Below are 19,275 nucleotides of genomic sequence, written 5' to 3' on the forward strand. Positions count from 1 at the left end.
TAACTCAGTCGTTTGAGTTAATGATTTTGCTAGTTTTACGACATATAAATACAAGCCAAAATTGGCTTGTAGAATAAGGAGTATGCATGAGCGTATCGGAAATTAGACCGATTGCCATTGAGGATGAACTTAAAAGCTCATATCTCGATTATGCGATGAGCGTGATTGTGTCACGTGCATTGCCCGATGTACGAGATGGTTTGAAACCTGTTCATCGTCGTGTGCTTTTCGCAATGCACGAATTAGGCAATGACTATAACAAAGCTTATAAAAAGTCTGCACGTGTAGTCGGTGACGTCATCGGTAAATATCACCCGCATGGTGACTCTGCCGTATATGAAACGATTGTACGAATGGCGCAAGATTTCAGCTTGCGTTACCAGTTGGTAGATGGCCAGGGTAACTTTGGCTCAGTCGATGGCGATAGCGCAGCAGCGATGCGTTATACCGAAGTGCGTATGCGTAAACTGACCCACGAACTGTTAGCGGATCTTGAAAAAGATACCGTCGAGTGGGAAGACAACTACGATGGCTCTGAGCGTATTCCTCAGGTCATGCCAACCCGTGTTCCGAACTTGTTGATTAACGGTGTGACCGGTATTGCAGTCGGTATGGCGACCAATATGGCGCCGCATAACATGACTGAAGTGGTGAATGCATGTCTGGCCTATGCCAATGATCCCCAGATCAGTATTGAAGGGTTGATGGAACATATTTCTGGTCCGGATTTTCCGACAGGCGGCATCATTTACGGTAAATCAGGTATCGTCGATGCTTACCGTACCGGTAAGGGCCGTTTGCATATCCGTGGGAAGTACCATTTCGAAGAAGACCCGAAGAATGGCCGCACCACGATTGTCTTCACTGAAATTCCGTATCAGGTCAATAAAGCAAAAACTATTGAGCGCATTGCTGAACTGGTCAAAGAGAAAAAGCTCGAAGGCATTTCAGAGCTTCGTGATGAGTCTGACAAAGACGGTATGCGTATCGCGATTGACCTGAAGCGCGGTGAAAACGCAGAAGTGATCGTGAACAACCTGTTCCAGAACACGCAACTTGAAAACTCTTTCAGCATCAACATGGTCTGTCTGGACAATGGCCAGCCGAAGCTGATGAACCTGAAAGACATCATTGCGGCATTTATCCGTCACCGTCAGGAAGTGGTCACCCGCCGTACCATGTTCGAATTACGCAAAGCGCGTGAACGTGGTCATATCTTGGAAGGTTTGACAGTTGCACTTGCCAATATCGATCAGATTATTGAAACCATCAAAACATCTGCAAACCCGGCTGAGGCGCGTGAGCGTTTACAAGCGGGCGAGTGGGCAGCAGGTGGTGTAGCAGCTTTACTTGAAAAAGCCGGTGCTGTTTCTGTACGTCCTGACGAAATTGAAGGCGAAGATCCTAGCCGTCCATTTGGTATTGATGGCGATGTATATCGCTTATCACCGACGCAAGTTAACGCGATTATGGAACTGCGTCTACATCGCTTGACTGGCCTTGAGCAAGATAAACTTCAAGCTGAATATTCTGAAATTCTTGCGCAGATTGCTGAATACACGGCTATCTTGAATGACTTTAACTTATTGATGAACGTGATTCGTGAAGAGCTAGCCTTGATTCTGCAGCAGTATGGCGATGCTCGTAAAACGTCAATTGTCGAGTCACGTATCGATTTCTCTCGTGAAGATCTGATTCCTGAAGAGCAAATGGTGCTGACGGTTTCAAAAACAGGTTATGCAAAAACTCAACCATTGTCTGACTACGCTGCACAGCGTCGTGGTGGCCGTGGCAAGTCTGCAACCAGCATGAAAGAAGATGATTACATCCAGCATATGGTGGTCACTTCGAATCATGCAACCGTGCTTTGCTTCACCAATGTCGGTAAGGTTTACCGTCTGAAAGTCTACGAAGTGCCACAAGCCTCACGTGGTGCCAAAGGCCGTCCAATGGTGAACTTGTTGCCACTAGACGAAAACGAGACGATTACAGCCATCTTGCCTGTGATTGATGCACCGAAGAAATTTAAAGAACGTCTGGCGGACTTCAAGGCATTTGTAAAAGCAAATGCAGCACAATTGCAAAGTAATGAAGTGATCAATAGTCATTTTGCTGCACTTGAAGCTGCATTGGCTGAATCTGAAGATGGCGCAGATGATATTTCTGATGCACTTCGTGCGCAGCTGAAAGAGTTAGGACAAGCACTTTCAACAACTGATCTTGATGATGACATCATCAATGAGTTTGTACAGCAGGTGGAAGCTGTACGTAAGAATTTCTATGTGTTTATGGCAACCGAATACGGTACGATTAAACGTGTAGAGCTTGAACAGTTCTCGAATGTTCGTTCAAACGGTTTACGTGCGATTGAACTTAATGGTGATGACACCCTGATTGGTGTGGCGATTACTGACGGCGAACAGCAAATCATGTTGTTCTCAAACGAAGGTAAAGCCATTCGCTTCGCAGAAACTGACGTGCGTTCAATGGGTCGTTCGGCCAAAGGTGTACGTGGTATGCGTGTGACCATTGGTGCAGCAGCGCAGCTTGAAGATCAGGACGATAATGACGTTGATTCTGATGATGAAGATGGTTCAGATTCAGCAATTGTCAGCCGTATTGTGTCACTGGTAGTTGTGCCTGAAACAGGTGAAGTACTGTGTGCTTCTGAACATGGTTACGGTAAACGTACCCCAGTAGATGACTTCCCAACCAAAAAACGTGGCGGTAAAGGTGTTATTGCACTAAAAACTTCTGAGCGTAATGGTCAGTTAGTCGGTGCAGTGGCAATTGATGCGACTAAAGAATTGATGCTGATCTCTAATGGCGGTACGCTGGTTCGTACACGTGCATCAGAGGTTGCGCAAACAGGTCGTAATGCACAAGGTGTTCGTCTGATCCGTTTAGGTAATGACGAATTGCTGGTGGGTGTAGTTTCTATTGAAGCTGTGGAAGAAGACGAGTTTGTTGAAGCGATTGAAGGTGAAGACGCTTTAGTGGCAGAAACAAATTTAGTGACTGAAGCTGAACAGCTTGAAAAAGACGGTGAAAATTCAGTAGAAGAATAATTTTCCTACTGATAAAAAGGGCGCTTCGGCGTCCTTTTTTATAAACCTTGACGAGATAGAGGTAAGCGATGAAAACCAAATTAATGTCATTAGCAGCAGTGCTTGCATTGACTGGCTGTAATTCAATGGAGAATATTCCAAATCCGAGTCCTGAGCAGGAAAAGGCGGCACAGCTGGCTTATGAGGATTTGCGTGACGGGAAGTATGATGAGTTTCTGGATCAACTCGAACCACAATTACAGGCTTATTTTAAGGACAATGAAAAGTTGATGAAACGCTTTTCACGTTCAATTCCTCAAGGTGAATACAAGTCTAAAACCTTAATGACCAAGCAGATTGAAGAAGCGACCAATCAGCCGAGCCAGTATAAGGTCAGCTATGAAATTGCTTATCCGAATAATCTGGTTCAGTATGATGTGAGTTTTGACAAGCCGAATGGCAGTGCCAAGATCCGTAATTTTAATATTCAAGTGTTTGGCGAATCCAATCCTTAAAATCTGAACAGGCCTTAATGGTGATGCCGGTCAGTTTTTAGGAAGCTGAATCAGGCGTTGATAGCCCAGCAAGAAACACAAGCTACCGAATACTCCAAGATAAATTAGTTTGGGTACCACTAGTGCGGTAGGAACCCCCATCTGGTTAAGCTGAATGAACATCTGCACAATTTGGGTAGAGGGCAGGATTTCGGCCAGGATTTGCATCCAGACTGGCATAGAAGAGTGGGGCCATGCGATACCCGAGAGTAAGAACAGAGGAATTGAAGTAAATACAATCACATGGCCTGCCCGTTCTGGCATATCCAGAAAGCTGGCGAGCAACCAGGTCATACCAATAATACAGTAGATAAATACTGGAACGGCAATGAGCATGCCTATAAAATTACCGCCACGCGGATAATCAAATAACCAGAACGTAAAACCGAATAAATAAAGACAGCCCAGACAACCGATCGTAAAGATTGCCAGACAGATCCCGATAAAAGCATTGCGGTTTAACTCTATTTTTCTTTCCCGGTACATCAAAATCAGCATGCTCAAACCTAATAAAATAGTTTGATGAATAATTAAGGGGGCAACTGCAGGAAATACATAACTGCCATAACCAGACAAAGTATTAAACAGGGGAATCTGATGTACGGAGAGTGCAGGAGAAAACTCCGATATATGTTCAAATTGTGCAATGTAGTCAGATAGGGTTTGCTCAACTGAAGCAGCCAGGCCCAGACCAATCTGTTTGGTCGCCAAAAAGTTTGCAGCATTTAAATAGAGACCAATTCCTCCAGATTCACCGTGGATCACAGCTTCAGATAAATTGCCCGGCAGCAGTAAAATTCCGTCTGCCTGTTCAGATTCGACCCATTGCTTGGCTTCCGCGAAATTGCCTGTAATTGCTTTGACATTGACATTTGGGCTTTCCTGCACTTTTTGGATGATCCGCGTGCTTAAATTGCTTTGCTCTTCGTCGACAATAATAATGGGCAAGGATTCTGCTGTCTGAGCCTTATATGCAGTAGGATAAAAAAAACTGTAAAACAGTACAGAAAGAATCAGGGTGGTAAGAATACTTTCGTGCGAAACAATATCTTTAAAGCTGTGCAGATAATAAGACCAGCAGGATTTCATTGGACTATTCCTTTAGCAACTCTTTTTAAAAAAAGATAGGCTAGCAGGGCAAAGATCACGACAAACATGAGCAGGATAAATAAGGGCTGTAGTGAAATATTAACGGGACTACCCATCACCCACTGTTCGGTCTGTAACCTGGCATAGGAAGTATAGGGAATAATGTGAGCCCAGAAATGGGTAAATAAGGGTGCATTATTTAAGGGAAGCGTTACCCCTGCAAAACTTAAAGATGAGCCACCATATACTGCAATAAAACCGAACGATTTGGTCAAATCTTTGGTTACAAGTACGATCACGCTACTCAAGAACGCATAGGCACTATAAAACAGCAACTGCGCCAATAAAATCAGACCAAGAGAGCCAGCTATAAACCAGCCGCGGATCTGAATCAGCCAGAACATCCATATCCAGGTCCATATGCTAAAAATAGCTACATAAACCAGATTTTTCGATAGTAAAGCCATCCAGAGTGACTGATGGCTAATCCAGTCTTGTAAGGTTCGCCGTTTGAGTTCCTGACCCACTGAAAATGCCACGCAACAACAGAGCAGTAAATGTAGAACTGCCGGAATCACAAAAGGTTCTAAATAAAATTCATAGTCAAGATCTGGATTATATAGCGGAGATAATTTGATCTGGGGGATGGGGAAGTCGAGATAAGGCAGCCGGTTTTCCAGATAATGCTTTCCTAAAAAATCAGCTATGGCTTCAATAGTGCTGATCAGCATGGCAGATGAAATAGTATTACCAATACTAAAATAACTCTGATTATAAACAATACTGATGCCCGCATCCTGAGCACGAACCAGACGTTGCTCGGCACCCTGCGGAATATGAATATAGCCCCAAATTTTATTTTTATTTAGCAGAAGTTCAGCTTCTTCAGTTTGTCCAGTGACAAGATCTACTTTAAGTGTCTGATTAAGTGAAATATAGGTATTAATATTCTGACTGAGTGCACTTCGGTCCTGATCAATAATCGCAATAGGTAAATGCTCAGGTTTACCCTGAAGAAACATACTACTGAATATAATAATGACGAAGGCAGGCGCAAGCGTGACCAGACAGAGATCCCATTTTTCCCGGAGCAGATAATGCAGTTCGCGCCCTATCCCCCTCCACATCAGGAACCCTCTTTTAATTTAAACAAGACGCTCATGCCAACTTTAAGTCCGGGTATGGCAGGTACAGGAACAAGATGGACTTTAAAGCTTCTGATATCGTACCCACCAGTCTGACGTGTCGTTTTAATGGTCGCAAATTCACCTTCAGCACTGATATTCTGGATTCGGAATTCAGATTTCTTATCCAAGGCTGGAATATAACCTTCAATTGTGGTCATGTGCTGGAATGGCGCATACTGGTCTTCGCGAATATTCAGACTCACACGCATATCATCTTTAATCAGGCTCACCACAGGGACCGCAGTTGCTACCAGTTCTGACACTTCGCCATAGGTTTTAGAGACCGTGCCATCGATTGGAGCAAGCAGTTTTGTTTCTGCGACCAGTGAATTGGCTTCTTCCAGTGCAGCCTGGGCAATTTCAACCTGTGCATCCGCAGAGGTTTTCTGTTGCGGAGTGCTGCCCCGGTTAGCGCGTAGATACTGTTGATAGGCTGCTTCGGTCATTTGGGCAGCAGACTGACTGGCAGCATAAAGTTCATCACGACGTTGACGGGAAATGACGCCTTCTTTAAACAGATTCTCACCACGTTGAAAGGAGACTCTGGCTAAATTCTGTTGGGCTTTCAACGCTTGCCAGTTGGCATACAGGCTGGCGATATTCTCCTCTTGAGAACCCCGATCAACAGTCGACTGTAAGGCCAAGGCAGATTGTAGGGCAGCAGCAGCCTGCTGTTTTTTGGTTTCCACTTCCGGACTATATAAGCGGACAAGAATCTGACCTTTCTTGACATGCTGGCCTTCCTTTACATAGATTTCTTCAATCCGGCTAGGTACCTTGGTGGCGACCTGTATCGTTTCCGCTTCTACCTGTCCCTGTAATTCAAGTGTCGTCGGGTGATAGCTTTTCCATAGACCAAAGGCAATGATGGCCAGTAAAACAGGTATTGCCGCCAGTAACAGATATTTTATGGGTTTAGAAAGTCCAGAGGATGGTTCATGCTCTGCAGAAGTTGCAGCATTTTTTTCTTTTGGCGATTCGGATTCAAGCTGTGAGGTGGAGGGGCTACTTTTATTGTTTGAGGAGACTGAGCCATTCACAGGATCATCTGGTTTTTGATCTTCGTTCATGTCCGTCTCCTAGCGAATATAGTGGGTATTGGTATGTTGAATATAGTTAGAAAACTCGTTAATCGAGCCATAACTTTGTAAAAGGGTGGCGAGGGACATGACATATTTATAGGCATTCAAGGCAGTTTCTGCTTTTAATCCACTCAATATATTCTGTGCATCAATGACCTGTGTCGCCGTACCCATATCTTCTTTAAAGGATAATTGCTGGATACGTAGATTTTCCTGGGCTGCCTTCATATTTTGTGCCAAAAGCGTATCGCTCTGCTGCGCACTCACTGCTTCGCTATAGGATTTGTAAATCAGGTTTTCAATTTCTTGCTGAGTACGTGCAGTGAGCAGTTCAGCAGCATAACGTTTAAGTTCAGCAGCCTGAATGTTTTTGTTTTTATCAATCCCGGAAAACAGGTTATAACGGGCAGCCACACCTACAATCCAGTTTTCCTTACGATCCAGACTGTATTCTCCAAAAGCAAAGACACTCGGTTTTTTTGCCGCTTCCTGAATTTTTACATTGGTTTGTGCCAATTGAGTATCTAACTGCATTTTTTGAATTAATGGCGAGTTTTGGCTGAAAGTCTTCAGCAAATGATTTAAATCCTGAGATTCGGTCTTATTCACAAATAAAGGCGTGGTCAGTTCAGTCAGGTTGCTTTGCTGAAGCAGGTTATTCAGCTGAAATAGACTCGCATTTAGATTGGCCTGAGTATTTTGCTGGGCACGTTCGGCATCATTGCGTGCCACTTCAAACTGCATGCGCTGGCCTTTGCTGATAAAGCCCTGCTGTTGCATTTTTAAGGCATTCTGATAATGCTGCTGCATGGCATTCAGGTTGAATACAGCCGCTGCATGAAGCTGTTTTTGAAGTTGAACATTAAAATAACTCTGAATGAGTTCAAAACGCTGTATATCTTGCTGTTCTTTGTTGTTTAGCGCACTACGGTTCGCCTGAATGTTGGCAACTTCCTTGGTATTGGCAGTCAGGCCTCCTGTATAAATAGGCATGATGACTGACACTGTAGGGCGAATGACCTGATCTTCAAGGACTACATTGGAAGTGTCCGGAATCAGGCCGACGCCGCTATGAATAGCATTGTTGACTCCTTCCTGAAGAGGGCCGGTAATGTCAGGAGGAAGTACGTTCCCAAGATTATCTTCCCACTGGTTGATCTGCCCCGTGACACCTTGGGACAGTACATTTTCCAGATTGTTTTTAAACTGCTTCAGGGGAATATCTACTTCACTGTGGAAAGCATAGGCACGAACATTGAGATCGACACGAGGCAATCCCAAACCTTTGCTGGCTTCAGCTTCAAGTTGCGAGGCCTGTTCCAGACTTTGATAGGCCTGACTACTATAAGAAGACTGTAATAATTGTTTTTCGGCTTCTTGAAAACTCAAGGCTTGGGCATATAAATTCAGACTCGTACACAACAGTCCTGAAAATAATCCGCACCCCAAAAATAATCTGCTTATATCGTTTATCGTATTCATGAAAGCAAGTTGCCAATTTGAATAAAGTGAAATTTATTTACTGACATTATAAATCAGTGCCTTATAGCTCAGTCAGTGGTATGGTTGTAATATTGTTTATTTTACAGTTGTCTAGGAAAAGTGCAGGTTAGTAGGACCTGAATTAATGTGTTGCTAAACTTTTTAAAATTACCATGATTGATATAAAACGCTCATTACTACTATTTGGCCAGTTTTGCTGAGTTACAGGTTTAACATGCGCAATAGCCAATCTGAAACGATGAACGAAATGATCCATTTTTATCTCACTCATGATTTTCTAATTATTGTGGTTTTATCATAATAGTTTTATTTTTAAACTCAAACATTTAATTAAAATATGCATCATCAGCAGGATTATTCTTATAAATGGTCAACTTATCTTATGAATCTACATTGTTTTTTTGACTGTAATTACAGTTTTGTATTGAAATAATTTTGTGCAAGACCCTGCCAGATATGGTTAAATGCCATCATTTGATTGTGTTTCACTCTGAAAGGAAAAATCATGCGCGCGTACAACTTCTGTGCTGGTCCTGCTGCATTACCGACTGCCGTACTTGAAAAAGCTCAAGCTGAAATGCTCGACTGGCATGGCAAAGGTCTTTCGATCATGGAAATGAGCCACCGTAGTGCAGACTATGTTGCTGTTGCTGAAAAAGCGGAAGCAGACCTACGTAAACTCATGAATATTCCTGAGAACTACAAAGTATTGTTCTTGCAGGGTGGTGCATCACTACAATTCTCGGCAATTCCATTAAACTTGCTCGGCAAAAATAACAAGGCAGACTATATCGATACTGGTATCTGGTCTGAAAAAGCCTTGAAAGAAGCGCAACGTTATGGCGATATCAATGTTGTAAAAGCCGGTATTAAAATTGAGGGCAAACATGCTATCAGCGCACAAAGTGAATGGAACCTGTCTGCAGATGCTGCCTATGTGCACTATGCGGATAATGAAACCATTGGCGGTTTGCAATTCGCATCTATTCCCGAAACAGACAAGCCTCTAGTTTGCGACTATTCATCTAGCATTTTATCTGCACCACTGGACGTATCGAAATTTGGTGTGATTTATGCAGGTGCACAAAAGAATATCGGGCCTGCCGGCTTAACACTTGTGATCATTCGCGAAGATTTACTTGATCAGGCCAAACCTGAAATTCCAAGCATCCTAAGATATGCAGATCAGGCGAAAAACGGTTCAATGGTGAATACACCATCGACCTATGCATGGTACTTATCGGGGCTGGTATTCGAGTGGTTGCTGGACAATGGCGGTGTAGAGGCCATCCACAAAGTGAACCTTGAAAAAGCTAACTTACTTTATGGTTATATTGATCAAAGCGATTTCTACGCTAATCCAATCGCAAAAGCGAACCGTTCGATCATGAACGTGCCATTTACCTTGGCCAATGCAGAGCTAGAGAAACAGTTCCTGAAAGAAGCCGAAGCACAGCATTTATTGAATCTTGCCGGTCACCGTTCAGTAGGTGGTATGCGTGCCAGTATTTATAACGCTGTTCCACTTGAAGGCGTACAGGCACTGGTGAATTTTATGGATGACTTTGCCAAACGCAATGGTTGATTCATGAAACGGAAAAACCCAGCATATGCTGGGTTTTTTATGAATTGAATTACTTTAGAAAATAAAAGTATGCAGGATGAATCCGCAGATGATCATCCCCAACATGAAAAAAAGGCACGACATCATATCAATATTGTAGCGAGAGCTAAGATGATGCTCGGCCTGTTGTAATGTTTCTTCTTGCACGATTTTCATAGATATTTATTGTCCGATCTATTTATCGTTAATACTATTTGTTGTGAGTATTTTTATCATAAAAAATTGATTAAATAAAGTACATTCTTGATTAAAGGTCATAAAGTTTCAATTTTTTTAAAATGTCAGATTTGCACGACAATAAATTATATTGATGATAAATCAATTGCTTATTTTTACGGAATTTTAAAGGTTATTTAAAGATTTAAAATAAGTTATTTGAATTTAAAAATGTGGATAACCGTATTTTTAATCAGTTTAAATAACGGACAGATAAACGAGTAAATCTGTATAAAAAATAGTCAGAAATTAAAGTGACAAATAAAAATATAAATAGATTAAAAGAAGATACGCATCTAAATGAGTATCTCCCTTATAGAGTGAATTCAGGTTACTTTGCTATAGATACTGGCCTGGATCCATAAGTTGCCACGGATATACTGGCCAATTTCAAAATTCTTATACTCTGCGTTGCGTGTTGCAATGCGGATCAGGGCTGCAGGCTGGCCTTCATCATGAATCAGGGTGACATCATACAGGGTATAGTCCTGATCCATAAACTGCATGCTAGTTTTACCGACGATATTGCCCTGGAACCAGGCTTCATCTTCCTGTCCCAGGGTTTCGCCATAAAGATAGGCCACCATTTTAGAAAAATCTACAGTGACAGGTTCTTTATCTTCTTCTGATTGCGGCTGCCAGGCATCAATCTGTTCCTGCAAATTATCAGGGGCTATGCCATTATTGTCGGCCAGAATAGCATTCAAGGCACGGTGATGTTTGATCGAAGCCGGATCATCAACCACCAGATGCTCATGATCTGAGACTGCTTCAAGTTCATAGGCCCAGGCATTCAGGTTTACCACATAGAGCTGATCTTTTTCATAACAGAGATGATTAACGCTATACAGGTTATCGAAAGCATAAATAATGTTGTTAGCACCCAGATTCAAGCGTAATACAGCTTGAGTATTGGATTTACAACTAATAATCCGGTCAATCGTGGCTTTCACCTGATAAGGGCTATCAAAACAGGGGAATGCAGTTTTTACGGCTTGAGGTTTATTATTTTCAACGGCAATCACTTGACTTAATTGTACGGGTGCTTTGCTCGGTCCCTGGATCAGCCAGGTCTCGGTATCCATATCACATTCTTGTGTACAAAGGCCCATCGGCATGACCGGCGCATCAAGAGCTTTGCCTAACCACTGTGGTACATCTGTGCCAGGATTGTCGGTGAGCAAGGTCCAGTGTTCGACATGACTACCGAAATTTTGATCATCAATGGTGATGATCTCTGGGCTATTCTGATTTTTCATATGCACAATTGATCTTGGATGATATATCTGTAGTTAATCGAGGGTCATTGCAATTTTTCAAGTCAATTGAATGAATTTTAAAATAAAATAAGCATCTGATGAATTCAAGCTTTTCCCATATGAATTACAACAGTCTTACCAATCATATACTTATTTAAAATACACAAACCAGATCTCAGGAAAATGAAGTGATTTAATCATCAACCTGACCCTTCCAATTTGCTAGAATAACCATGATTAATACCTTAATGGGAAGCCCTGTGTTGCCATTCAAACTTTGGGTCGATGCCGATGCATTGCCCCGTATGCTGCGAGATGTGATTATTCGTGCTTCGGACCGTTATCAGCTGGAAGTCACTTTTGTGGCTAACCAACCAGTCGGAATCACACCTTCGGTCAGAATCAATTCAATTCAGGTGATGAGTGGGGCGGATGCGGCAGATAAAGAAATTATTCTGCGCATGAAAGAGCATGATATTGTCATGACCCAAGATATTCCCTTGGCTGCGGAAGTCATTGAAAAAGGTGGAATTGCGATTCATCCCCGTGGTGAAATTTATACTACGGCCAATGTCAAAGCGCGCTTACATCTGCGCGATTTTATGGACAGCCTACGCGGTGCAGGCGTGCAAACTGGCGGTCCGCCCCCGATTTCAGAGCGGGATAAACGCGAATTTTCCAGCGCACTTGATCAGACCATTCAAAAACAAAAACGTAAAACTTCCGCGCTTTAAACCTTATTCAGAGTGACTCGCATGCCCACACAAACCAATATGATTGCCACCTATCTTTTATTGGTTTTTATCTGGGCGACGACACCGCTGGCTATCGTCTGGAGTGTGACAGATTTGCATCCGCTCTGGGCTTTGGCACTGCGCTTTTTTCTGGCTTTGCCTTTTGCATTTGCCTTGTTGTGGCTATTTAAAACCCGTTTTCCCTTAGATAAATTATCCATGCACAGTTATCTGGCTGGTGCATGCAGTTTTATCGGATCACAGATTTTCACCTATCTGGCCACGGATTATCTGAGTTCAGGCATTATTGCCCTGATGTTCGGACTGGCGCCAATTATTACCGGTTTGATTGGACGTTTTGTGTTTCAGCTCAAGCTGTATGCTTCACAGTGGAGTGGTATGGCGATTGCCTTGCTGGGTCTGGGGATTATCTGTGTGGGTGGTAAAGACCAGCATGTTCAGCCGATCGGGATTGGCCTGATGTTGCTCAGTGTTTTTATTTACTGTATTTCGATGTTCTGGGTGAAAAAAGTCAATGCACCTCTTGAACCTATGGCGCAAGCTGCCGGTTCTATTGCGGTTTCAGCGGGCATGGCCTGTGCCATGTTGCCATTTATCTGGCAATTTGCACCGACCCAGATTCCGCAGGCTAAGTCGCTGATTGGACTTGGTTATGCTGTCATCATGGCTTCCTTAATTGCTATGTTCTGCTATTTTAAGCTGGTACAGAAAATCAAGGCGACGACTTTGTCATTGACCACCGTGTTGACGCCGATGCTGGCATTAGTTGTCGGCGTGATTTTAAATAGCGAGAAATTATCGGGTGGAGCGGCCTTTGGTATAGTCATCTTATTGGCTGGTTTGTTGCTATATTTTTCCAGAGAAATTAAAGCGAGCTATAATGCTCGCCTTACATCGTCTCATCGTACTGACTAAAGTAACTGACCTGATGATTTAAGCGAGGTGAGCTTTGACGCATTCGCCCAGCTTGACGCGGTCTTGCGGATGCATGGTAATAAAATAAGCACCGATCCGATATTTGCCATTTTCTTCTTCACGACTGTAAACCACCTGGGCAGTGACAGCAATATGGAAGAAATTTTCTGGATGGCTTAAAGTCACATGCAGATAGGTGCCTTCAGCGATAGGGCGGTCATTAAAAAAGCTAAAACCGGTTTCTGAAAAATTCACCTGTTCTGGCACAGGTAACATGCTTTGTACAATTGCGTCATACAAAGACCCGGTAATAAGGTTTAATTTTTGATTAAATAAGGATAAGATTCGAGCAATTTGTTGATCTTTTTCAGATAATTGTTCTAATTCGTAGTTAACCGCATGATCAAATTGATCTAGTTCTGCAAGTAGTAGAAAATAGCGGGGCAAGACGAAATTAGGATCGTAAGGATCATTCAAGGCAACATCATCGGAAATAATCTGATAATTAATTCGTAAGGCAGCATCGATTCGAGACATGACGCGTCTTTCCGCAAATCCGTTTGGATGCTGTACATTTTCCATAATTTATTACCTCGGACTAGATGGTTATGTTCAAACCAATCTCGCTGTATATAGGGTTGAAATATACTCGCGCACGGCGTAGTAACCACTTCATTTCTTTTATCGCATTGGTCTCAATGATCGGCCTCACACTCGGTGTGGCAGTTCTCATTACAGTCTTGTCTGTGATGAATGGTTTTGACCGAGAATTAAAGAATCGTGTCTTAGGAATGATTCCCCAAGCGACTGTTTCCTCAACACAAATTTTAACAAATTGGCCAGAACTTGCAAAGCAAATTGAAGGACATAAACATGTCCAGGGGGTTGCACCTTTTACCCAGTTACAAGGAATGCTGACTGCCCAAGGCCAGGTTGCCGGCATTATGGTCAGCGGGATTGAGCCCGAGTATGAGAAAAAAGTATCAATCATACAAAACCATATGGTTGAGGGCAGTATTGACAGCCTGAAAAAAGGTGAATTCGGTATTGTTTTGGGCAAGCAAATGACTGATGCCATGGGCGTCGGTTTAAACGACAATATTACCTTGGTTCTGCCAGAAGCGACTCCTTCACCAGCCGGTGTCGTCCCGCGTTTTAAACGTTTTAAAGTGGTGGGAATTTTCAGTATTGGGGCTGAAGTTGACTCGATGATGGGTTATATCGCTTTAAATGATGCGTCAACTTTACTACGTCTGCCGGATGGTGCGCAGGGGGTGCGTCTGAAACTGGATGATATTTTCCTGGCACCACAAGTGTCTCAGGAAATCGTGCGCGATTTACCGGCGAATTTTTATGCTTCGGACTGGACTTATACCCATGGTAATCTGTTCAGCGCGATTCAGATGGAAAAGGCCATGGTCAGCCTGCTTTTATTCCTGATTGTGCTGGTAGCGGCCTTTAATATTGTGTCTTCACTGGTGATGGTGGTGACGGATAAGAAATCGGACATTGCTATTTTACGGACTTTGGGTGCTTCACCTGCCACGATTACCAAAATCTTTATGGTACAAGGTACCGTGATTGGGGTGATTGGCACTTGCGCAGGGGCAATCCTCGGAATTATTGCAGCAACCAGTATCAGTAGCTTTATTGGCTGGCTCAACAATACTTTCGGTCTGAATATGTTTGATGCCTATTTTATTAACTATCTACCTTCTTATCTGCGCTGGCAGGATGTTCTGGTGATTGTTGGTTTATCACTGGCCTTAAGTTTTGTCGCAACGATTTACCCCGCTTTACGTGCAGCAAAAATTCAACCGGCAGAGGCTTTGCGTTATGAGTAATCTGATTTTAGATGCCCAGAATATTCACAAGTCCTTTACCGATGGTAAAGCCACGGTTGAGGTGATTCGTGGCTTGTCGCTACAGGTAAAAGCAGGCGAGTTTGTCTCGATTGTTGGTTCCAGTGGATCCGGGAAAAGTACCTTATTACATGTTCTGGGTGGATTGGATCGTCCGACGTCAGGTCGGGTCATGGTGAATGGTCGCCGTTTTGATACCTTGTCTGAAGCAGAACGCGGTTATGTACGAAATGAGCATTTGGGTTTTGTTTACCAGTTTCATCACCTGTTGCCAGAATTTACGGCACTGGAAAATGTGGCCATGCCACTGATGTTACGCGACAGCATAAAGTTTAAGGAAGCCAAACAGCAGGCTGAATATTTACTGGAACGTGTTGGTCTTTCGCATCGTCTCACCCACAAGCCAGGTGAATTATCTGGAGGTGAACGTCAGCGTGTAGCCTTGGCGCGCGCAGTAGTCGGTAAACCTAAACTGATGATGGCCGATGAGCCGACCGGTAATCTGGACCGTAAGACTGCAGCAAAAATTTTTGAACTGCTGACTGAATTACAACGTGAGTTTAATATGGCGATGCTGATTGTGACGCATGATGAACAGCTGGCCCATGCTGCAGACCGGATTTTGCACATGCAAGATGGTCTATGGGTTGCATCCTAAATAACGAGAATATTCGCATTTGATTGAAGCTCACTCCGGTGGGCTTTATTATTGGGCAAAATAATAATAAAGAATACGATTCAATGTTGCAGTGGCTATGTATCGGCTGGATTTTAGGCCTTGCCTGTATGGGGAAAAATTTCCTGTCTGTCCAACTGAGCGGGACGGCAGTTTTGATCGTTGCGCTGCTCTGGTATCTATGTTGCCATAAATTAAAGCTCATCTTGAATACACCGCTGCGAAGCCTGTTGATCACTGGATCCGGCCTGCTTTTGGGACTGTTGTTAGGCCATGCTTATGCCAATCTGCAACTGGCTGAACGTTTATCCAAGCGGGAGCATGAGGTCTCTGAAAAAGAAATCGTGGTGTATATCAAAGAGCTGAATAAACTGGGTGATCAAAATATCCAGCAAGCCCTGCATGTGCTTAATCCTGATGGTACTACAGTTAAGTGGATGGGTTTTCTGCCAGTTTCAGATACTGCTACTTCATCCAGTTTAATTTCTGCTGAGACCAAGCAGCGAACCCTTAAGTTAGGACATTATTATCTATTACAAGGCCAGATTCGTCCGCATCACAGTTATGCCACACCAGGTACTTTTGATGCAGAAAAGTGGGAATTACAGCAAAATGTCATGGCCGGGTTTAGGATTAAACATATCCAAGAGTTGCAACCGCAACAACTCTATGCACTAGGTCATGCTAAGTATCTACGTCAGCAGAAAAATTTGAATCAGCGATTTTTGCTATGGGTAGAACAGCAGCGACTGGCCTTAAGAGAGTTTGTGGCCAGACAACCCGTACAGCAGAAAGGCTTGTTACTGGCTCTATTAAGTGGTGATGAAAGTCTACTGGATCAAGCGACGGAACAGCAATTCCAGCGTTTTGGCATGAGTCATTTACTGGCGATTTCCGGACCGCATGTACTGATCTTTGCCTTTATCGTTTGTGGCACGTTGCAATATTTGATTTCAAGATACGCACCGCAGATTTACCTGAAATGGCCAAGGCAGTATTTTTTGAGTCTGCCTTTTTTATTATGTGTACTACTGTATTGTGCCTTCGTCGGTTTTGAAATTCCGGCGCTACGCACTCTACTGATTTGTGTGATTGTGACTTTTACACTGTTGCTCAGGCAAAGTGTGCAGCCATTAAAATTGCTGATTTTAAGTGCTGCCTTATTGTTGCTCTTTGATCCTTTTAGCATTTTGTCGGCCGCATTCTGGCTGTCTTATGGAGCCTGTTTTGTGTTGCTACGAATCTATCAAACCATTCAGCAGCAATCGAATCAAACAATACAAACAGCATTACAACGGCTGTATTTTGCAATGAAAGTTTTAGTAGAGTCGCAGTGGAAAATTTTTCTGGCCCTGTTTCCCTTAATGATGCTGTTTTTTAAGCAGGTGGCCTGGATTACGCCGCTGAGTAACTTGGTGGCCATCCCGTGGATTGGCCTGCTGATAGTTCCAGTAGATATTCTGGCAGCTTTACTGTTTTTCGTTTCTGAGCCATTGTCAAGTCTGTTGTTTCAGCTCAATGATATTTTTATTCATATGCTGCTAGCATTTCTGAATTTGCTTGATCGGTTGTTTGCACCGCAACTGATTCCAGTCGCGATGAATGTCTGGATGATTGCTCTATGCATTTTGGGTTTGTTAATTGTCTTTTTACCGCGGGGCTTAGTACCCAAAAGCTGGACAGCACTTGCCTGTATACCGCTATGCATTCCTCAGCTCAATCAGCATGCATTTCAGCTGTCTATTCTGGATGTTGGACAGGGACAGGCCATCTTCATTCGTGACGGACAACACAGCATGATGATCGACATGGGTGGTTATTATAATGAGGAAAAATTCAGTATTGGCCGGCAAGTGATTATGCCATTTTTATCTGTGCAAGGAGTGAGAGAGCTGGATCAACTGATTTTGACTCATCTGGATCAGGATCATAGCGGTGCTTATTTCAGCATTAAAGATCTATTGAATATCAAACAAGTATTATCTAATCAGATGCCTGAAACAGCCGGAACTTCTCATTTTCAGTTTTGCTATGAAGGACAGCAATGGCGATGGTCTGAAGAGATTAACTTTAGAATTCTGGCACCCCGGCAGCAGCAGTTAAACACATCAAACTTCAATAAAAATGACCGCTCTTGTGTGGTGTATCTGCAAGTCAAAAATGCCGGACCGTATCAAAACTTTTTATTGATGGGAGATGCGGGCTGGGAGACTGAATATCAGCTGCTTCAAGACTATCCCGAACTTCAGGTCGATGTGCTGGTACTCGGCCATCATGGCAGTCAGCACAGTTCAGCCTATCAATTTTTACAGGTTTTGCAGCCTAAACTGGCGATTGCATCGGCTGGGAAATTTAATCGCTATGGTCACCCAAGCCAACTGACTCAGCAACGGTTAAAAGCTCTTAATATTCCTTTATTGACCACGGCAGAACAGGGCAGCATGCACTTTCAGCAACAAAACTCAAAGCTGGTGCTTTCTACCGAACGACATGGATGGCAATGGCTATATCGTCAGCCTTTAACTGAATGATTCTATTACAGATGAAGCTTCATGAGCATCAGTATCTTGTGTTCTTAAGGCATTTACTTTGCTCAAGGCTTGTTCATGTTCAAGTTTATAAAGATTGCCTAAATCTTGATGTGCGTTAAAGCGTTTATAACTCCAGTGATAATGTTCAGGATGGCGACGAATTAAATTTTCAATACTATTAATAATAACTTGGGTACCCTGATTGGCATTACCACTATAAATTTTTTCATCAACCGTTTCGATAAAGATATCAAATCCATCATCAGTATTACGTAGAGCATATAAAAACAGGGCACGCGCTTTGGTCTTTTGGATCAGCTTAGCACTCAAATTACTCGTAGCCAAGGGTACACCGAAATAGGGAATATATTCACCGCCAATATTCGGAGTATGATCAGGCAGGATCACAGTGGTACCCCCCTGTTTTAAGGCTTTAAAAATCTGACGGACGCCTGATTCATCGGTTGGTACCAAATGTGCTTTTTCCCGGCTACGGGCGGCACGTACAAATTGATCCGCAGCCTGATTTTTCACAGGTTTGTACATGATGGTCATCGAAGTAAACTGGGCAACATAGGCATTCATAATTTCCCAGGTGCCAAAATGCGGCACAATTAATACCAGGCCTTTATTTTGTGCCAGTGCATCATGAAGTAAATCTTCACCAATCACGCGATGAATGCGTTTGATATTTTTTTGATTGCTTGAGCCCCAAATGGTAAAGAACTCGAAATATGACATTAATTCATTACGCACTGCAGCACGGTTAATCTGTTCACGTTCCTGATCGGGCAGGTCGGAGAGACTGATTTCAAGGTTCAGGCGAATAACTTCCGAAGTTTTAGTGACTTTAAAACTGTTCACAATAAAGGCCAGCATACGGGCCATCCATCGAGAAACCGGAAGCGGTTGGCGGCTAATATATTTGAGTAAACCGTAAGCTGAATTCCGTGAGCCCTGTTTCGTCATTGATTT

The 19,275-nt window shown here is 43.2% G+C and carries 15 protein-coding genes; 8 read left to right on the plus strand and 7 right to left on the minus strand.

What is annotated here, in order from left to right:
• The first annotated feature begins 86 nt into the window (after positions 1-86).
• Together gyrA and VXQ92_RS05655 are read left to right on the plus strand one after the other, a co-directional pair.
• Complete coding sequence (gene gyrA / locus VXQ92_RS05650; protein ID WP_416680795.1) at positions 87-3,068, plus strand: DNA gyrase subunit A; 2,982 nt, start codon at positions 87-89, stop codon at positions 3,066-3,068.
• A 68-nt stretch (positions 3,069-3,136) separates the two neighbouring features.
• Entirely contained in the window at positions 3,137-3,562 is a 426-nt protein-coding gene (locus VXQ92_RS05655; RefSeq protein ID WP_416680796.1) for a DUF3887 domain-containing protein, read from the plus strand.
• Positions 3,563-3,592: 30 nt separating this feature from the next.
• Here VXQ92_RS05655 and VXQ92_RS05660 read toward each other — a convergent pair whose 3' ends face one another.
• From VXQ92_RS05660 to VXQ92_RS05675, 4 genes are read right to left on the minus strand one after another with little or no spacing between them, the layout of a single operon-like run.
• On the minus strand, positions 3,593-4,690 hold the full coding sequence (locus VXQ92_RS05660) for an ABC transporter permease (RefSeq protein ID WP_416680797.1): 1,098 nt from the start codon (positions 4,688-4,690) through the stop codon (positions 3,593-3,595).
• The gene (locus tag VXQ92_RS05665) at positions 4,687-5,817 is read right to left on the minus strand and encodes an ABC transporter permease (RefSeq protein WP_416680798.1); all 1,131 of its coding nucleotides are present in this window, start codon (positions 5,815-5,817) and stop codon (positions 4,687-4,689) included. Before VXQ92_RS05665 ends, VXQ92_RS05660 begins: the two co-directional genes overlap by 4 nt.
• Positions 5,817-6,947 carry an HlyD family secretion protein gene (locus VXQ92_RS05670; RefSeq protein ID WP_416680799.1) on the minus strand — a complete coding sequence of 377 codons (1,131 nt, stop codon included), beginning with the start codon at positions 6,945-6,947 and terminating at the stop codon, positions 5,817-5,819. The genes VXQ92_RS05665 and VXQ92_RS05670 overlap by 1 nt, the downstream gene beginning before the upstream one ends.
• Before the next feature lie 9 nt (positions 6,948-6,956).
• Positions 6,957-8,441 (minus strand): TolC family protein, encoded by a 1,485-nt coding sequence (locus VXQ92_RS05675; RefSeq protein ID WP_416680800.1) that lies wholly within the window; start codon positions 8,439-8,441, stop codon positions 6,957-6,959.
• Positions 8,442-8,967: 526 nt separating this feature from the next.
• Between VXQ92_RS05675 and serC the strand changes: the two genes are divergently transcribed.
• Positions 8,968-10,047 (plus strand): 3-phosphoserine/phosphohydroxythreonine transaminase, encoded by a 1,080-nt coding sequence (gene serC, locus VXQ92_RS05680; protein WP_144724610.1) that lies wholly within the window; start codon positions 8,968-8,970, stop codon positions 10,045-10,047.
• Positions 10,048-10,628: 581 nt separating this feature from the next.
• On the opposite strand, the gene VXQ92_RS05685 is transcribed toward serC, so the two are convergent.
• Positions 10,629-11,561 (minus strand): hypothetical protein, encoded by a 933-nt coding sequence (locus VXQ92_RS05685; RefSeq protein WP_416680802.1) that lies wholly within the window; start codon positions 11,559-11,561, stop codon positions 10,629-10,631.
• A gap of 248 nt (positions 11,562-11,809) precedes the next feature.
• Here VXQ92_RS05685 and VXQ92_RS05690 point away from each other — a divergent pair, with 248 nt between their 5' ends.
• Both VXQ92_RS05690 and VXQ92_RS05695 read left to right on the plus strand, forming a co-directional pair.
• The gene (locus VXQ92_RS05690) at positions 11,810-12,295 is read left to right on the plus strand and encodes a YaiI/YqxD family protein (RefSeq protein WP_171054293.1); all 486 of its coding nucleotides are present in this window, start codon (positions 11,810-11,812) and stop codon (positions 12,293-12,295) included.
• Positions 12,296-12,316: 21 nt separating this feature from the next.
• Positions 12,317-13,231, plus strand: coding sequence for a DMT family transporter (locus tag VXQ92_RS05695; RefSeq protein ID WP_416680803.1), 915 nt, complete (start codon positions 12,317-12,319; stop codon positions 13,229-13,231).
• 18 nt (positions 13,232-13,249) lie between these two features.
• Here VXQ92_RS05695 and VXQ92_RS05700 read toward each other — a convergent pair whose 3' ends face one another.
• Positions 13,250-13,813 (minus strand): PilZ domain-containing protein, encoded by a 564-nt coding sequence (locus tag VXQ92_RS05700; RefSeq protein WP_416680804.1) that lies wholly within the window; start codon positions 13,811-13,813, stop codon positions 13,250-13,252.
• A gap of 26 nt (positions 13,814-13,839) precedes the next feature.
• Here VXQ92_RS05700 and VXQ92_RS05705 point away from each other — a divergent pair, with 26 nt between their 5' ends.
• The 3 genes from VXQ92_RS05705 to VXQ92_RS05715 all read left to right on the plus strand — a co-directional run bounded on the left by VXQ92_RS05705 (position 13,840) and on the right by VXQ92_RS05715 (position 18,300).
• Positions 13,840-15,075, plus strand: a complete 1,236-nt coding sequence (locus VXQ92_RS05705) for a lipoprotein-releasing ABC transporter permease subunit (RefSeq protein WP_144724614.1) — start codon at positions 13,840-13,842, stop codon at positions 15,073-15,075.
• Positions 15,068-15,751, plus strand: coding sequence for a lipoprotein-releasing ABC transporter ATP-binding protein LolD (gene lolD / locus VXQ92_RS05710; protein WP_416680805.1), 684 nt, complete (start codon positions 15,068-15,070; stop codon positions 15,749-15,751). The genes VXQ92_RS05705 and lolD overlap by 8 nt, the downstream gene beginning before the upstream one ends.
• A gap of 83 nt (positions 15,752-15,834) precedes the next feature.
• On the plus strand, positions 15,835-18,300 hold the full coding sequence (locus tag VXQ92_RS05715; protein WP_416680806.1) for a DNA internalization-related competence protein ComEC/Rec2: 2,466 nt from the start codon (positions 15,835-15,837) through the stop codon (positions 18,298-18,300).
• On the opposite strand, the gene VXQ92_RS05720 is transcribed toward VXQ92_RS05715, so the two are convergent.
• Complete coding sequence (locus VXQ92_RS05720) at positions 18,289-19,269, minus strand: lysophospholipid acyltransferase family protein (RefSeq protein WP_416680807.1); 981 nt, start codon at positions 19,267-19,269, stop codon at positions 18,289-18,291. The genes VXQ92_RS05715 and VXQ92_RS05720 overlap by 12 nt on opposite strands.
• Between the last annotated feature and the right edge of the window lie 6 nt (positions 19,270-19,275).

Source organism: Acinetobacter sp. 228, assembly GCF_048147885.1.

Coding starts and splice junctions, on each gene's coding strand:
- gyrA (WP_416680795.1), top strand. CDS start 87: ATGAGCGTATCGGAAATTAGACCGATTGCCATTGAGGATGAACTTAAA.
- VXQ92_RS05655 (WP_416680796.1), top strand. CDS start 3,137: ATGAAAACCAAATTAATGTCATTAGCAGCAGTGCTTGCATTGACTGGC.
- VXQ92_RS05660 (WP_416680797.1), bottom strand. CDS start 4,690: ATGAAATCCTGCTGGTCTTATTATCTGCACAGCTTTAAAGATATTGTT.
- VXQ92_RS05665 (WP_416680798.1), bottom strand. CDS start 5,817: ATGTGGAGGGGGATAGGGCGCGAACTGCATTATCTGCTCCGGGAAAAA.
- VXQ92_RS05670 (WP_416680799.1), bottom strand. CDS start 6,947: ATGAACGAAGATCAAAAACCAGATGATCCTGTGAATGGCTCAGTCTCC.
- VXQ92_RS05675 (WP_416680800.1), bottom strand. CDS start 8,441: ATGAATACGATAAACGATATAAGCAGATTATTTTTGGGGTGCGGATTA.
- serC (WP_144724610.1), top strand. CDS start 8,968: ATGCGCGCGTACAACTTCTGTGCTGGTCCTGCTGCATTACCGACTGCC.
- VXQ92_RS05685 (WP_416680802.1), bottom strand. CDS start 11,561: ATGAAAAATCAGAATAGCCCAGAGATCATCACCATTGATGATCAAAAT.
- VXQ92_RS05690 (WP_171054293.1), top strand. CDS start 11,810: ATGGGAAGCCCTGTGTTGCCATTCAAACTTTGGGTCGATGCCGATGCA.
- VXQ92_RS05695 (WP_416680803.1), top strand. CDS start 12,317: ATGCCCACACAAACCAATATGATTGCCACCTATCTTTTATTGGTTTTT.
- VXQ92_RS05700 (WP_416680804.1), bottom strand. CDS start 13,813: ATGGAAAATGTACAGCATCCAAACGGATTTGCGGAAAGACGCGTCATG.
- VXQ92_RS05705 (WP_144724614.1), top strand. CDS start 13,840: ATGTTCAAACCAATCTCGCTGTATATAGGGTTGAAATATACTCGCGCA.
- lolD (WP_416680805.1), top strand. CDS start 15,068: ATGAGTAATCTGATTTTAGATGCCCAGAATATTCACAAGTCCTTTACC.
- VXQ92_RS05715 (WP_416680806.1), top strand. CDS start 15,835: ATGTTGCAGTGGCTATGTATCGGCTGGATTTTAGGCCTTGCCTGTATG.
- VXQ92_RS05720 (WP_416680807.1), bottom strand. CDS start 19,269: ATGACGAAACAGGGCTCACGGAATTCAGCTTACGGTTTACTCAAATAT.